The organism is Streptomyces sp. NPDC021749, from assembly GCF_040640655.1.
In the GTDB taxonomy this organism is placed as follows: domain Bacteria; phylum Actinomycetota; class Actinomycetes; order Streptomycetales; family Streptomycetaceae; genus Streptomyces.
On the sequence record NZ_JBFACE010000037.1, the window covers coordinates 1 to 14,320 of the forward strand.

13 protein-coding genes and 1 pseudogene are annotated in these 14,320 nt (G+C 73.4%); 12 read left to right on the forward strand and 2 right to left on the reverse strand.

The features are described from left to right. Positions 1 to 106, forward strand: a pseudogene (locus AB0G35_RS28875) (2-hydroxy-3-oxopropionate reductase); the annotation flags it as partial. 159 nt (positions 107 to 265) lie between these two features. Here the strand turns inward: AB0G35_RS28875 and AB0G35_RS28880 are convergent. Continuing rightward, positions 266 to 1,465: a cytochrome P450 gene (locus AB0G35_RS28880; RefSeq protein WP_360955598.1), complete on the reverse strand. Its 1,200-nt coding sequence runs from the start codon at positions 1,463 to 1,465 to the stop codon at positions 266 to 268. A 157-nt stretch (positions 1,466 to 1,622) separates the two neighbouring features. Between AB0G35_RS28880 and AB0G35_RS28885 the strand changes: the two genes are divergently transcribed. Next, on the forward strand, positions 1,623 to 1,850 hold the full coding sequence (locus AB0G35_RS28885) for a hypothetical protein (protein ID WP_030417114.1): 228 nt from the start codon (positions 1,623 to 1,625) through the stop codon (positions 1,848 to 1,850). A 143-nt stretch (positions 1,851 to 1,993) separates the two neighbouring features. Then, positions 1,994 to 2,521 (forward strand): methylated-DNA--[protein]-cysteine S-methyltransferase, encoded by a 528-nt coding sequence (locus AB0G35_RS28890; protein ID WP_360955736.1) that lies wholly within the window; start codon positions 1,994 to 1,996, stop codon positions 2,519 to 2,521. A 339-nt stretch (positions 2,522 to 2,860) separates the two neighbouring features. Here the strand turns inward: AB0G35_RS28890 and AB0G35_RS28895 are convergent, their stop codons facing one another. Next, the gene (locus AB0G35_RS28895) at positions 2,861 to 3,562 is read right to left on the reverse strand and encodes an FCD domain-containing protein (RefSeq protein ID WP_360955600.1); all 702 of its coding nucleotides are present in this window, start codon (positions 3,560 to 3,562) and stop codon (positions 2,861 to 2,863) included. A gap of 396 nt (positions 3,563 to 3,958) precedes the next feature. On the opposite strand from AB0G35_RS28895, the gene leuA reads away from it, so the two are divergent. The 9 genes from leuA to AB0G35_RS28940 all read left to right on the forward strand — a co-directional run bounded on the left by leuA (position 3,959) and on the right by AB0G35_RS28940 (position 14,297). Beyond that, positions 3,959 to 5,797 (forward strand): 2-isopropylmalate synthase, encoded by a 1,839-nt coding sequence (gene leuA / locus AB0G35_RS28900; protein ID WP_360955738.1) that lies wholly within the window; start codon positions 3,959 to 3,961, stop codon positions 5,795 to 5,797. A 629-nt stretch (positions 5,798 to 6,426) separates the two neighbouring features. Beyond that, positions 6,427 to 7,134 carry a DUF4232 domain-containing protein gene (locus AB0G35_RS28905; RefSeq protein ID WP_360955602.1) on the forward strand — a complete coding sequence of 236 codons (708 nt, stop codon included), beginning with the start codon at positions 6,427 to 6,429 and terminating at the stop codon, positions 7,132 to 7,134. 166 nt (positions 7,135 to 7,300) lie between these two features. Continuing rightward, complete coding sequence (locus tag AB0G35_RS28910) at positions 7,301 to 8,389, forward strand: hydrogenase expression protein HypE (protein WP_360955604.1); 1,089 nt, start codon at positions 7,301 to 7,303, stop codon at positions 8,387 to 8,389. A 105-nt stretch (positions 8,390 to 8,494) separates the two neighbouring features. Continuing rightward, positions 8,495 to 10,279, forward strand: a complete 1,785-nt coding sequence (locus AB0G35_RS28915; protein WP_360955606.1) for a nickel-dependent hydrogenase large subunit — start codon at positions 8,495 to 8,497, stop codon at positions 10,277 to 10,279. Next, positions 10,276 to 10,860, forward strand: coding sequence for a hypothetical protein (locus AB0G35_RS28920; protein ID WP_360955608.1), 585 nt, complete (start codon positions 10,276 to 10,278; stop codon positions 10,858 to 10,860). The genes AB0G35_RS28915 and AB0G35_RS28920 overlap by 4 nt, the downstream gene beginning before the upstream one ends. 14 nt (positions 10,861 to 10,874) lie before the next feature. Further along, complete coding sequence (locus AB0G35_RS28925; RefSeq protein ID WP_360955610.1) at positions 10,875 to 11,525, forward strand: DUF5947 family protein; 651 nt, start codon at positions 10,875 to 10,877, stop codon at positions 11,523 to 11,525. Beyond that, positions 11,522 to 12,238: a DUF6084 family protein gene (locus AB0G35_RS28930; protein ID WP_360955612.1), complete on the forward strand. Its 717-nt coding sequence runs from the start codon at positions 11,522 to 11,524 to the stop codon at positions 12,236 to 12,238. The genes AB0G35_RS28925 and AB0G35_RS28930 overlap by 4 nt, the downstream gene beginning before the upstream one ends. After that, complete coding sequence (locus AB0G35_RS28935) at positions 12,235 to 13,653, forward strand: hypothetical protein (protein ID WP_360955614.1); 1,419 nt, start codon at positions 12,235 to 12,237, stop codon at positions 13,651 to 13,653. Before AB0G35_RS28930 ends, AB0G35_RS28935 begins: the two co-directional genes overlap by 4 nt. Next, complete coding sequence (locus AB0G35_RS28940; protein ID WP_360955616.1) at positions 13,650 to 14,297, forward strand: hydrogenase maturation protease; 648 nt, start codon at positions 13,650 to 13,652, stop codon at positions 14,295 to 14,297. Before AB0G35_RS28935 ends, AB0G35_RS28940 begins: the two co-directional genes overlap by 4 nt. The last annotated feature ends 23 nt before the right edge of the window (positions 14,298 to 14,320 follow it).

Sequence of the window (14,320 nt, forward strand, 5' to 3'; positions counted from 1 at the left end):
CGCCCAACTCGTCGCCTCCCTGCGCGCCCAAGGCGACGGCGGCCTGGACCACTCCGCCCTCCTCCGCGGCGTCGAACGCCTCTCCGGACACCCCAGCGAAGGCTGAGCCGGTCCGCGGGCCCGTCCCGCGACGTCCCGGAACGGCCGGCGCCGCGACCGCCGCCCTGCGGTCGCGGCGCCGGTGCGCGCGCTTCCCGACTGTCCGTCAAGGCGCCGTCTAGGCCTTGCCAAGGCCCCGTCGAGTCCCCGTGGAGTCCCCGTCGGGTCAGCGGACGAACGTCACCGGCAGGCGTGCCGGTCCGCGCATCAGGCGGGTCCGCCGCCATTCCACCGCGTCCGGCCCGTCGCCCGCGGGACGGATGTCGGTCCAGCGCGTCAGCAGCACCTCGAACGCGATCCGGGCCTCGACGCGGGCGAGTGCCGCGCCGAGGCAGTGGTGCGGGCCGTGCCCGAAGGAGAGGTGCCCGCCCGTGCGGCCGAGTCGTACGGAGTCGGGTGCGTCGAACCGTGCCGGGTCGCGGTTGGCGGCGCCGGGTGCGACCTGGACGACATCGCCCGCGGCGATCGTGGCGCCGCCGAGGACCAGCGGTTCGGTGGCGTAGCGGAAGGTGGCGACGGTCAGCGGTGCGTCATGGCGCAGGAATTCCTCGACCGCGGCGGGCAGCAGCCCGGGGTCGGCCCGGAGCCGGGCGCGCAGGGCGTCGTCCCGGAGCAGGGTCACCATGCCGTTGCCGATGAGATGGGCCGTCGTCTCGTGCCCGGCGACCACCAACAGCACGGCCAGCGAGACCAGTTCGGGCTCGGACAGCCGGTCGCCGTCGTCCCGTGCGGCGATCAGCCCGCTGAGGACGTCGTCCCCCAGGGCCGCGCGCCGGTCCGCGATCAGCCGGGTCATACAGGCGCTCAGCGCGTGTGACGCACGGTCCACGGTGTCCGGGTCCGCCGTGGCGAACAGCTCGTTGGACCAGCGCCGTACCGCCGCGCGGTCCGGCTCGGGGACCCCCAGCAGCTCGCTGATCACGGCGATCGGCAGCGGCACCGCGAAGCCCTCGACCAGATCCGCCGTGTCCCGCTCCGCCAGGGCGTCGGCCAGGTCTTCGGCCAGCACCCGGATACGCGGCTCCAGACGTGCGACGGCCGCCGGCGTGAACGCCGTCATCGCCAGTTTCCGCAGCCGGCCGTGGTCCGGCGGGTCGGTCGCGAGCAGGGTGCGGCTGACCGCCGGGGCCAGGTTGCGGTTGCTCGGCCGGCCGGCGAAGTACCGGGCGGTGTCCTTCGACAGCCGGGCGTCGGCCAGCGCCGCCCGCGCCTCCGCCCACCCGGTGACCAGCCATGTCGTCCGGCCGTTCGCGGTCCTGATCCGCTGTACGGGACCGCGCGAGCGCACGGCGGCGAGCAGCGGATACGGGTCCCGGAAGTACTCCGGCGAGGCCAGGGGGTCCGCCCCCGAGGCGTTTGTCTGCACGGCGACACCAATCCTTGGGGGAGCCTTGCCGGGCTGTCCTGGAAGGCGTAGCCGGCAGGTGGCCCCGGTAGGGCAACCATTCCTTGCACGGGCAACGATTCCTGCCCCCGGAGGCGGTCGACGTGCGGGAGTGCGCCGCCCGTCGCACGCTGGAGGCATGACCGAGCACCCGCCAGTCATCGTGCACCCGCCGACACCCTCCGGGGGGCGCCGGGTGACCGTGCGTGGGCAGATCGTCGGCCTGGCCCACGGCCGGGGCGACGTCGCCGAATTCCTCCGCCGGGCGGGGGTCGCCGGCCCGGCCGAGGACATCCGGCTCGACGACCCGCGGCTGGTCGAATGGCGGGGCGGTTCGCTGGACGACTGGCCGATGCCGTCCGCCTGAGCCCCCGGCCGCGCGCCGGCAGCCGGGCGCCGGCAGCCGGGCGCCGGCTCCGCCGCACGGCGGTCCGCAGGTCAGCGGCCGGCAGGTCCCCGTCCGATTTCCGCCGGTGGACCGCCGCGACCTGCGGCACAGTGGAATCCGTGATGCTCAAGACGCTCTACACCACCCTCGAAAGCCCGCTCGGCGAACTCCTGCTGGTCGGGGAGGAGTCGGCCACCGCGCCGGACGGTACCGCGCTGGTGTCGCTGTCCCTGCCCGGACAGAAGGGCGGTGCGGCCGTGCAGGACGGCTGGGTCCGCGACCCCGCCGCGTTCGACGGGATCGCGCGGCAGCTGCGGGCCTACTTCGACGGGACGCTGACCCGTTTCGCCATCGAGTACGCCGACACCGCGTCCACCCGCGGCACCGATTTCCAGCGGCGCGTCTGGCAGGCCCTGGAGGCCGTTCCCTACGGCACCACGACCACGTACGGGCGGATCGCCGAGGCGATCGGGGCGGCGCCGGCGGCGGTCCGTGCGGTGGGGACCGCGATCGGCGCCAACCCGCTGCTGATCGTCCGGCCCTGCCACCGCGTGATCGCCGCGAACGGCTCGCTCTCGGGCTACGCGGCCGGGCCGGAACGCAAGCGGCAACTGCTCGGCCTGGAGGGCGCCGCCCCGCGCTTGCTCTGACCCGGGAGCGGGCGGCGCGCTCAGAGCGCGGAACCGCGGGTGACGTCGATGCGCCGCCCGGCGATCCAGCGGGGAGCCGCCCGGCCGGCTGTCGAGCGGGGCTCGCCCCCCCCCGGGCGAGGGGGGAGAGACGGGACGCCGAACACCAGGTGAAGGGGCAAGCGCCTTCGCCTTCTCCGGTCTGGGCGGGAGCCGGTACACCCTCACCGCGGCCGGCTACCCGCCGCACGCCGCCCCGATATCCCTCGCCGGCGGCGCCGAGGAGACCCTCGACCTGACCCTCACCCAGCCGACCGCGACCGACGGCTGAGCGGGTCGCTCAGACCTGGCCGGTACGCGCTACGCCCCCTCTCCACCGCCCGCCAACTGCCCCAGGGTCTCGTCGAATTCCTCCCGCAGAACCCGCCCGGCCGCCGCACCGTCGCCGGCCACGACCGCCTCGACCAGCGCCGCGTGCCGGGCGTCGCCGGGCTGCGGGTCCCGGCCCCGCAGGTCCAGCAGTTCGACGAGGTCGATCAGACCCTGGCGCAGTGCGGGCACGAACTCCGTGAAGAGATCGGCCAGTACGGGGTTGTGCGCGGCCGCGACGACGGCCGCGTGCAGCGCGATGTCCGCGTCCACGAACGCCGCGGTGCCGGCCCCGGCGGCGGCACGGCGGCCCTCCAGAGCGGCGTGCAGGGCGGCGACATCCTCGTCGGTGCGCCGGACGGCGGCCAGTTGGGCGGCCTGCACCTCCACCATGGCGCGGACCTCGTAGACGTCGCCGACGGCCGCGCGGCGCAGCCGGGTGGGCCAGTCCTCGGTGGGCTCGGTCGCGATCACGAACACCCCGGCGCCCTGGCGCGGCCGGACCAGCCCCGCACCGGCCAACGCCCGCAGGGCCTCGCGCACCGTCGAACGGCCGACGCCGAGGGTCTTGGCCAGGGTGGTCTCGCCGGGGAGCCGGGTGCCCACCGGCCAGTGGCCGCCGGTGATCTGGTCCCGCAGCCGCTGGGCGGCCTGTTCGACCAGGGGGCTGGGGCGGAGCGCTTCGAGCGGCATGCCGGGGTACCTCGCACGTTCTGAACATCTCAGGTTGTCTGAGGAGTTGATGTGTGGTTACTGTACCCGGCATGACGCTGCGTGGTCTCCTTCTCGGCCGCCGCGGCGGGGCCTGACGCGACCGGCACCCCGCCGCGGGGTTCGGTGCTGCCGGTCTCCCTCCGGCTCCTGTGAAGGAACGCGATGCCCAACGTGATGGCCGACGAGATGTCCGACGAGATGTCCGACGACATGTCCCGCCCCCACCACAGTCCCCGCACCACCCGCACCGGCACCGGCACCACCCGCACCGGCACCGGCTCCTCCCTCGCCCCGGCTTCCGCCCCCGCCCTCCGTACGCCCGCCGGCCCCGTCCCCGCCGACGCGCCGGCATGGAACCCGCAGCGCCACAGCGCGATGCCCTCCCACCGCTACCGGCCCGCGCACCGACGCGTCGAAGTGCCCGTCACCACCCGCGCCTGGCCCGCCGCCCGGATCGAGCGGGCCCCGCTGTGGGTGCCGGTCGATCTGCGCGACGGCAACCAGGCGCTCGCCGAACCGATGGACATCCCGCGCAAGCGCCGGATGTTCGATCTGCTCGTCTCCATGGGCTTCAAGGAGATCGAGGTCGCCTACCCCTCCGCCAGCCGCACCGACTTCGACTTCGTCCGCCATCTGGCCGAGACGGGCGCGGTGCCGGACGACGTCACCGTGGTGGTCTTCACCCCGGCACGGCGCGAGCTGATCGAGCGGACCTTCGCCGCCATCGACGGGCTGCCGCGCGCCGTGGTGCACCTCTACACGGCCACCGCGCCCACCTGGCGCGAGGTGGTCCTCGGCCGCAGCCGGACCGAGGTGCACGACCTGGTACGGGACGCCGCCACGCACATGGCGCGGCTGGCCGCGGCCCGTCCGCGGGCCGACGTCCGCTTCCAGTTCTCGCCCGAGGTCTTCAACCTCACCGAGCCCGACCTCGTCCTGGAGATCTGCAACGGTCTGACCGAGCTCTGGGAGGCCTCCCCGGAGCGTCCGGTGACCCACAACCTCCCGGCCACCGTCGAGATCGCCACGCCCAATGTGTACGCGGACCAGATCGCGTACATGCACCGCCATCTGGAGCGCCGGGACGCGGTCGTGCTCTCCGTACACCCGCACAACGACCGCGGCACCGGCGTGGCGTGCGCGGAACTCGCCATGCTGGCCGGGGCGCAGCGGGTGGAGGGCTGCCTGTTCGGGAACGGCGAGCGGACCGGGAACGTCGACCTGGTCACCCTCGCCCTCAATCTGCACACCCAGGGCGTCGACCCGATGATCGACTTCTCCGACCTCGCGACCGTGCGCAGCACCGTGGAGGACTGCATCCGGCTGCCCGTCCACCCACGGCACCCCTACGCCGGCTCCCTGGTGCACACCGCGTTCTCCGGCACCCACCAGGACGCCATCAGCAAGGGCCTGGCCCACCACGCCCGGCGCGCCGCCGAACTGGGCGTACCGGAGTCCGAAGCGCCCTGGACGGTGCCGTATCTGCCGGTCGACCCGGCGGATCTCGGGTGCAGCTACGAGGCGGTCATCCGGGTCAACAGCCAGTCGGGCAAAGGGGGGATCGCGCATCTGCTGCGGATCCACCACGGGCTGGACCTGCCGCAGGAGCTGCGGCCGGACTTCTCCCGGGTCGTCCAGCGGGCGACCGACGACAGTGGACAGGAGGCGACCCCCAAGGAACTGTGGGAGCTGTTCCGCACCACCTACCTCGACCCGGGGGAGGAGGGGCCGCTGACCCTGTGCTCCTGGAGCGCGACCGAGCCCGCGCCCGGTGAGCACCGGATCCGCTGCACGCTGGGCCGCGCCGGGCGGGCCGCGGAAGCGCAGCAGCAGACCGAGGGCACCGGCAACGGTCCGCTCGCCGCGTTCACCGCGGCGCTGGCCGCCGCCGGCCACCCCGCCGAGATCCTCGACTACGCCGAACACGCCCTCACCTCCGGGCCGGACAGTGCCGCCGTCGCCTACGTCCGGTGCCGCATCGGCGGCGCCACGTACTGGGGCGCGGGCCGGGACACCTCCGTCCTGACCGCCTCCCTGCGGGCGGTGCTCGCGGCCGTCAACCGGGCGGCGGGGGAGCGGGAGAACGGGATCGGGGGGAACGGGATCGGGGGGAACGGAATCGAGGGGAACGGAATCGAGGGGAAGGGAATCGAGGGGAAGGGAAACCCGGGGACGGAAACCGGAGGGAACGGAAGCAGTAACCAGCGAGTCTGAGCGGACGGCGGACGGCGGACGGCGGACGGCGGACGGCGGCCGACGGACGGCGGACGGCGGCCGACGGACGCCTCCCCACGTCCGCCGCCCACGCGGGGTCACTTTCCGCCGCCCCGCGGTGGAACCTTGCGCGTCCGCCGCCCCCGCGGTGGCACCCTGCGCGTCCGCCGCCCCCGCGGTGGCTGTCCGCGCCAACGTTCGCACCGGCTTGCGGCTCGTGCGCCGGCGCGCCGGACACGCACGGTGGCGCGACTGCTGCACCCGCGGGCCGGCTCTCCGACGCCGGGGCGGGGATAGCGGTGCCGAACGGGGGTAACCGGGATATCCACGGCAACCCGGTCGCCGATCCGCGGACATCAAGCCGACCAGGGACCCGGGAAGTAGGCCGAATCTGGTGGTGCCGCGTCCGCAACTCGGGGGTTTTCTGCAAGCCTGAGCGGCACCCCGTCATCCCGGCTGGTCAAAGACGTGCCGGAGTCATCGGCGCGCCGCCCGGGCCGGCTCGTTAGTGGTGTGTTAGTGCCTCGTTAGCGGACCGGCAGCGCCCGGGGCCACGCTGGAAGAGCAACGGCCGGACCGTACGTACCCATACGAGAAGCTCGCACCTACCAGACGAGGGGGAGACACTCATGTCGCTCACCATCAAGACGCTCGGCCGTGGCCGTCGTGTCGCCGCCGGCTCGCTGATCGCCGTCGCGGCGCTCACGCTCACCGCCTGCCAGGACGGGACCGGTGCCGCCTCCCACCCCTCGTCGGCCGCCGCATCCGCCACCTCCCAGGACGCCGGCAGCGGTGCCGAGCCGTCCGGCAGCACGCAGCAGTCGGCCGGTGGCGAGCGGCCCTCGACGCATACGGCGTCCGCCGGCACCAAGGCGAAGGGCAATGTGCCGTCCACCACGGAGTCGCACGCCTCGGCCATGACGTCCTCGGACCGCTGCACCGCCGCCAACATGTCGCTGCGGCTGGGCGCCTCCGACATCGGCGCGGGCAACATCCACTACCCCCTCGTCTTCACGAACAAGGGCAAGAAGGCCTGTACGCTGCGCGGCTTCCCCGGGGTCTCGCTGATCCAGCGCGACGGCAGCCCGGTCGGCAAGCCCGCCACCCGCTCGGGCGGCCCGGGCGGTGTGGTCCGTCTCCAGCCGGGGCAGAGCGCGCACGCCGTGCTGCACACCGTCAACGAGGGCGTGTCGGACACCCCCTGCTGGAGCCGTTCGCAGATCGTCTTCGTCTACCCGCCCGGGTCCAAGGACTCGATGACCACCGGCAGCCGGGGGCTGCGGGTGTGCGGCGGCCGGTTCGACGTGACCGCGGTGGAGGCCGGTTCGCTGGGCTGACGGCCGGCACGGCTTGCGAGGGCGCCCGATGCCACGGGCGCCCTCGGCCTTTTCCGGGCCTCACCGCAATGGCCCCGGACAACCGGCCGTCTTCCGCGCGGGGTGTTACCAAGGTGAACGGAAGACCCATACGGGGCTTTCGTTGCAGATCCGCCGAGGAGGCCCCATGTCCGCAGCATCGAGCGTGGCCGCCCAGTCCGCCGCGGGCGGCAAGCCGTCCATCGAGGACCAGCCACCGATCCACATCCTCTGGATCAACGCCGGCCTGAGCTGCGACGGTGACTCGGTGTCGCTCACCAACGCGACCCAGCCGAGCATCGAGGAGATCGCGCTCAGCGTGCTGCCCGGACTGCCCAAGGTCGCCGTCCACTGGCCGCTGATCGACTTCGAATGCGGGCCGGTCGGCGGCGCGGACACCTTCATCGAGTGGTTCTTCAAGGGCGAACGCGGCGAGATCGACCCGTTCGTCCTGGTCATCGAGGGGTCCATCCCCAACGAGGCCATCAAGCCGGAGGGCTACTGGTGCGGTTTCGGTGACGACCCGGAGACCGGCCAGCCGATCACCACCAGTGAGTGGATCGACCGGCTCGCCCCCAAGGCCCTCGCCGTCGTCGCGACCGGCACCTGCGCCACGTACGGCGGCATCCACGCGATGTCCGGCAACCCGACCGGCGCCATGGGCGTGCCCGACTACCTGGGCTGGGACTGGAAGTCCAAGGCGGGCATCCCGATCGTCTGCGTGCCCGGCTGCCCGATCCAGCCGGACAACTTCGCCGAGACCCTGGTCTACCTGCTCTACCAGGCCGTGGGCGCGGCCCCGATGATCCCCCTCGACGACCAGCTGCGGCCCACCTGGCTCTTCGGTGCCACCGTCCACGAGGGCTGCGACCGCGCCGGCTACTACGAACAGGGCCAGTTCGCCACCGCCTACGACTCGCCGAAGTGCCTGGTGAAGATCGGCTGCTGGGGCCCCGTGGTCAAATGCAACGTGCCCAAGCGGGGCTGGATGGACGGCATCGGAGGCTGCCCCAACGTCGGCGGCATCTGCATCGCCTGCACCATGCCCGGCTTCCCCGACAAGTTCATGCCGTTCATGGACGAGCCGCCCGGCAGCAAGCTCTCCAGCACCGCCAGTGCCGCGTACGGCGGTGTCGTCCGCCGCTTGCGCGACATCACGGCCAAGACCGTCGACCAGGAACCCAAGTGGCGGCACCGCGGCGACCAGCTGACCACCGGATTCCGCAGGCCGTGGTGACCGTACGGCCCGCGGCGCGGCCGGCCCGGCCGCGCCTCCCGTACGGCACCTCCGCCGCCCCGTCCGACCCCACCTCCCGCGTACAGAAGGGCAACGGCACACACGATGGCACCGACGACTAAGGCGGCCGGTGACGGCAGCGGTCTGACGGAGATGTCCTGGGACCCGATCACCCGGATCGTGGGCAGCCTGGGCATCCACACCAAGATCGACTTCAAGCAGAAGCGGGTCGCGGAGTGCTACAGCACCTCGTCGGTCTTCCGCGGCTACAGCGTCTTCATGCGCGGCAAGGACCCGCGCGACGCGCACTTCATCACCAGCCGGATCTGCGGCATCTGCGGTGACAACCACGCCACCTGCTCCGTCTACACCCAGAACATGGCCTACGGGGTCAAGCCTCCGCACCTGGGGGAGTGGATCATCAACCTCGGCGAGTCCGCGGAGTTCATGTTCGACCACAACATCTTCCAGGAGAACCTGGTCGGGGTCGACTACTGCGAGAAGATGGTCCGCGAGACCAACCCGGGCGTCTGGGAACTCGCCCAGCGCACCGAGGCCCCGCACGCCGGCGACCACGGCTACCGCACCATCGCCGACATCATGAGCTCCCTCAACCCCATCGAGGGCGAGTTCTACCGCGAGGCGCTCCAGGTCAGCCGCTACACCCGGGAGATGTTCTGCCTCATGGAGGGCCGCCATGTGCACCCCTCCACGCTCTACCCCGGCGGCGTCGGCACCATCGCCAGCGTCCAGCTCTTCACCGACTACCTCAGCCGGCTGATGCGCTACGTCGAGTTCATGAAGCGGGTCGTCCCGCTCCACGACGACCTCTTCGACTTCTTCTACGAAGCGCTGCCCGGATACGAGGAGGTCGGCCGGCGGCGCGTCATGCTCGGCTGCTGGGGCGCGTTCAACGACCCCGACCACTGCGACTTCACGTACCGCAACATGACGGACTGGGGCCGCAAGATGTTCGTCACCCCCGGCATCATCGTCGACGGCAAGCTCGTCACCAACGACCTCACCGAGATCAACCTCGGCATCCGCATCCTGCTGGGCAGCTCCTACTACCAGGACTGGACGGACCAGGAGAAGTTCGTCACCCACGACCCGCTGGGCAACCCCATCGACGCCCGCCACCCGTGGAACCAGCACACCATCCCCGCCCCGCAGAAGCGCGACTTCGCCGACAAGTACAGCTGGGTGATGTCCCCGCGCTGGTTCGACGGCAAGGAGCACCTCGCGCTGGACACCGGCGGCGGACCGCTCGCCCGCCTGTGGTCCACCGCGCTCTCCGGACTCGTCGACACCCCCTACGCCAGGGCCACCGGCCACAGCGTCGTCATCGACCTGCCGCGCAGCCTCACCCGCCCCGAGGTCCGCTTCGAGTGGCGGATCCCGAAGTGGAGCAACGCGCTGGAACGCAACCGCGCCCGCACCTACTTCCAGGCGTACACCGCCGCCATGGCGCTGCACTTCGCCGAACAGGCCCTGGAGGAGGTCCGCGCCGGACGCACCCGGACCTGGGAGAAGTTCGAGGTCCCCGACGAGTCCATCGGCGTCGGCTTCACCGAGGCGGTGCGCGGCGTCCTCTCGCACCACATGGTCATCCGGGACGGCAAGATCGCCAACTACCACCCGTACCCGCCGACACCGTGGAACGCCAGCACCCGCGACACCTACGGCACCCCCGGCCCCTACGAGGACGCGGTGCAGAACACCCCCATCTTCGAGGAGAACCCGCCGGAGAACTTCAAGGGCATCGACATCATGCGCGCGGTACGCAGCTTCGACCCCTGTCTCCCCTGCGGCGTCCACATGTACGTCGGCGACGGCAAGACCGTCCGGACCGAGCACGTGCCCACCGGGCTGAGCGGACTGGCCGGATGAGCGCCCCCGCCGACCGCCAGTCACCGCCCGCCGCACCGAGCGCCGAAGAGGCCGGCCGCCGCGTCGAGGAGGTGCTCGACCGGCTCACCCGGAACGGCGACCCCGAGACCGGCGCCGCCGCCGAGGAACTCGTCCGCGTCCTCATGGACTTCTACGGCGCCGGACTCGCCCGCATCATGCACCACCTGGAGCGCACCCCGGACGGCACCGGCCCGCACCCCGCACTGCGTACCGCACTGCTCGGCGACCCCCTGGTCACCAGCCTGCTCGCGCTGCACGACCTGCACCCGGAGGACACCGAGGCCCGCATCGGGCGGGCCCTGGACAGCGTCCGCGGCCGGCACCCCGCCGAGACCGCCGGCTTCGACCCGGACACCGGCACCCTGCGGCTGCGGGCGGCCGGCTCCGGCGGCTGCGGCTGCTCCGGCTCGGACGGAGCCGGCCGCGAGACCGTGGAAGCGGCGGTCAGCAGCTTCGCACCCGAGGTCACCACCGTCGAGTGGGAGGCGGCACCGACGGCGGACGAACCGGTCCTGCTGCAGATCACCCGCCGCCCGCCGGCCCCCGCCACCGCCTCATGAGCGGCGGTCAGCCGGTGGCCACGCGCCTGGGACCGCACACCGCCCACCGCGGGCTGCGCCGCTTCCGCGCCCCGACCCCGGCCAGCCCCGAACGCTGCGAACTGTGCGGCGTGGTGCTCGCCGACCACAACCACCGCCACCTCGTCGACACCGAACGCCGCGCCCTGGCCTGCGCCTGCACCCCCTGCGCCCTGCTCTTCGAACGGCCCGGCGCCGGCCGCGGACGCTTCCGCACCGTCCCCGACCGCTATCTCACCGACCCCGGCCACACCCTCGACGAGGCGGCCTGGGACCTGCTGCGGATCCCCGTCGGCGTCGCCTTCTTCCTCCGCCACACCGGCCTGGACCGGCTGGTCGCGCTCTACCCCAGCCCGGCCGGCGCCACCGAGAGCGAACTCGACCCCACCGCCTGGGAAACCGTACTCACCGGCAGCCGCCTCGCCCCGCTCCTCCAGCCCGACGTCGAGGCCCTGCTGCTGCGCCGCACCGACGACCGCACCGACTGCTACCTCGTCCCGATCGACATCTGTTACGAACTCGTCGGCCGCATGCGGCTGTTGTGGCGCGGCTTCGACGGCGGCGCCGAAGCCCGCGCCGCACTCGGCGACTTCTTCACCACGGTCGCCCGCCGGGCCCGCGCGCCGAAGGAGGACGACCGGCCGTGACCGAGCTGTCCTTCGAGTGCACCGGCGTCCGCGCCGACCGCCGCGCCGCCGCCCCCACCCTCCTCTTCCGGCTCCGCCTGACCACCGCCGACCCCGCGGACCGGGTGCACGCCGTCGCGCTGCGCTGCCAGATCCGGATCGAACCCGCCCGCCGCGACTACCGGCCCGACGAGGCCGAGGCGCTCGCCGACCTCTTCGGCGACCGCTCCCGCTGGAGCAGTACCCTGCACCCCCTCCAGTTCGCCCAGGTCTCCCACGTCGTCCCCGGCTTCACCGGCACCACCGAGATCGAGCTGCCCGTCCCCTGCAGCTACGACCTCGACGTCGCGGCCGGCCGCTACTTCCACGCACTCGCCGACGGCGAGGTCCCGCTGCTGCTGCTGTTCTCCGGCACCGTCTTCGCCGGTGCCGGCGGCTTCCGGGTCCACCCCGTCCCCTGGCACAAGGAAGCGCAGGTGCGGATGCCGGTGACGGTCTGGCAGGAGATGATCGACACCCACTTCCCCGGCTGCGGCTGGCTGCGGCTGCCCCGCACCACCCTCGACGCGCTCCTCGCCTACCGCTCCCGGCACGCCCTGCCCTCCTGGCACCAGGCCGTCGAGGCGCTGCTCGCCGCGGCCGGCGACGACCCGCCACCCCCGCCGCCCGGCCGCCGGGCCCGGCCGTTCCCCGGCACCGCCGCCCGCCCGCTCGCCGAGAGGACCGCCCCATGACGACCGGCACCCTGCCCGACGCGACGGCGGACCGCTTCGCCGCCGCCCGCCAGGTGGCGGACGCCGTGCTGTTCGAGGGCTATGTGCTCTACCCGTACCGCGCCTCCGCCGCCAAGAACCGGCTGCGCTGGCAGTTCGGCGTCCTGGTCCCGCCCGGCTGGACCGCCGCCGGCGCCGAGCACTCCCACCAGCGCACCGAATGCCTGATGGAACCGAAGTCCGGCGCCCGGCTCTCGGCCGAACTGCGGTTCCTGCACGCCCAGCGCCGCACCGTCCAACGCCTGCGCCCCGACGGGGAGTTCGAGACCGTCGACGAGCTGGAACTGCCCGACCGGGTACTCGTCCCCTGGGACGAGGCCACCGAGGAACGCCTCACCCTCGACGCCGCCGTCAGCGTACTGACCGGCGACGGCCGCACCCTGCCGTTCACCCGGCCGGCGAGCGAGGAGACCGAGCCGGTGCACGACGCCGACGGCCGCCTCATCGGCCGGCTGGTGCGCCACCGCGCCCGGATCGACGGCCGGCTCCGGCTGACCGCCGGCCCGCTCGACGGGCCGTACGCCGCACTGCGGCTGACAGCGACCGTCGAGAACACCGGCGACTGGACCCCCTCCGGCACCGCGGACCGCACCGCGGCACTGCCGCACGCGCTGATCGGCGCCCACCTCTTCCTCGGCCTGAGCGCCGGCCGCTTCCTCTCCCTGACCGACCCGCCCGAATGGGCCCGGGCCGCCGTCGCCTCCTGCCGCAACGAGCACACCTGGCCGGTGCTGGCCGGCGAACCGGGCCGCGCCGACGTGGTCCTGTCCTCGCCGATCATCCTGGAGGACCACCCGGCCGTCGCCCCCGAAAGCCCCGGCGCCCTCTACGACGCCCTGGAGATCGACGAGATCCTCGCCCTGCGCACCGCGGCCCTCACCGACCAGGAGAAGCGCGAGGCCCGCGGCACCGACCCGCGCGCCGCCGACGTCATCGCACTCGCCGACACCATGCCCCCCGAGGTCCTGGACCGCCTGCACGGCGCCGTACGCGCGCTGCGCGAGGTCACCGGCCCCGGACCGGAGGCACCCGGCGACCAGGCCCCCGACGTGCCCGGCACCCGCCCCGACACCCCCTGGTGGGACCCCGGCGGCGACCGAGGCGTCGACCCCGCCACCGACCGGATCGGCATCGACGGACGGCAGATCGGCGCCGGCAGCCGGGTGCTGCTGAAGCCCGGCCGACGCCGCACCGACGCCCAGGACCTCTTCCTGCACGGCCGCACCGCCCTCGTCGAGGCCGTGCTGCACGACGTGGACGGCGGGGTGCACCTCGCGGTGACCCTGGAGGACGACCCGGGCGCCGACATCCGGCGCGAACAGGGCCGCTTCCTCTACTTCCAGCCCGACGAACTCGCTCCCCTGGAGGACACGTGAGCGCCCCCGCCCCCGGCGCCGCCCGGCCGCCCGCCAAGACGCTGATCGCCGGCGTCGGCAACATCTTCCTCGGCGACGACGGCTTCGGCGTCGAGGCCGTCCGCCGGCTCGGCGAACACCCCCTCCCGGACGGCGTCGAGATCGTCGACACCGGCGTACGGGGCGTCCACCTCGCCTACCAGATGCTGGACGGCTACGACACCGTGCTGCTCGTCGACGCCGCCGCCCGCTGCTCCGAACCCGGCACCGTCCACCTCCTCGACGCCACCGAACCGGCCACCCCGCGCCCGCGGGCCGCCGCCCTCGACGCCCACCACATGACCCCCGACGCGGTGCTCGCCCTGCTCGACACGCTCAGCGTCGGCACCGGCGGGCACCCGCCCCGGCGCGTCCTGGTCGTCGGCTGCGAACCCGCCGACACCGCCGAGGGCATCGGCCTGAGCGACCCGGTCGAGGCCGCGGTCGACGAGGCCGTCGAACTCATCCTGCAGCTGGTCGGGGCCGACACGGCCACGGCCACGGCCACGGCCACAGACACAGACACAGACACAGACACAGACACGGACCCAGACACAGAGACAGACGCAGACACAGACGCAGCCGCCGACGCGGACACCACCGAGAGGAGCACCACCCCATGCTGAAGCTGGTCCTCGGCGCGGCGGCC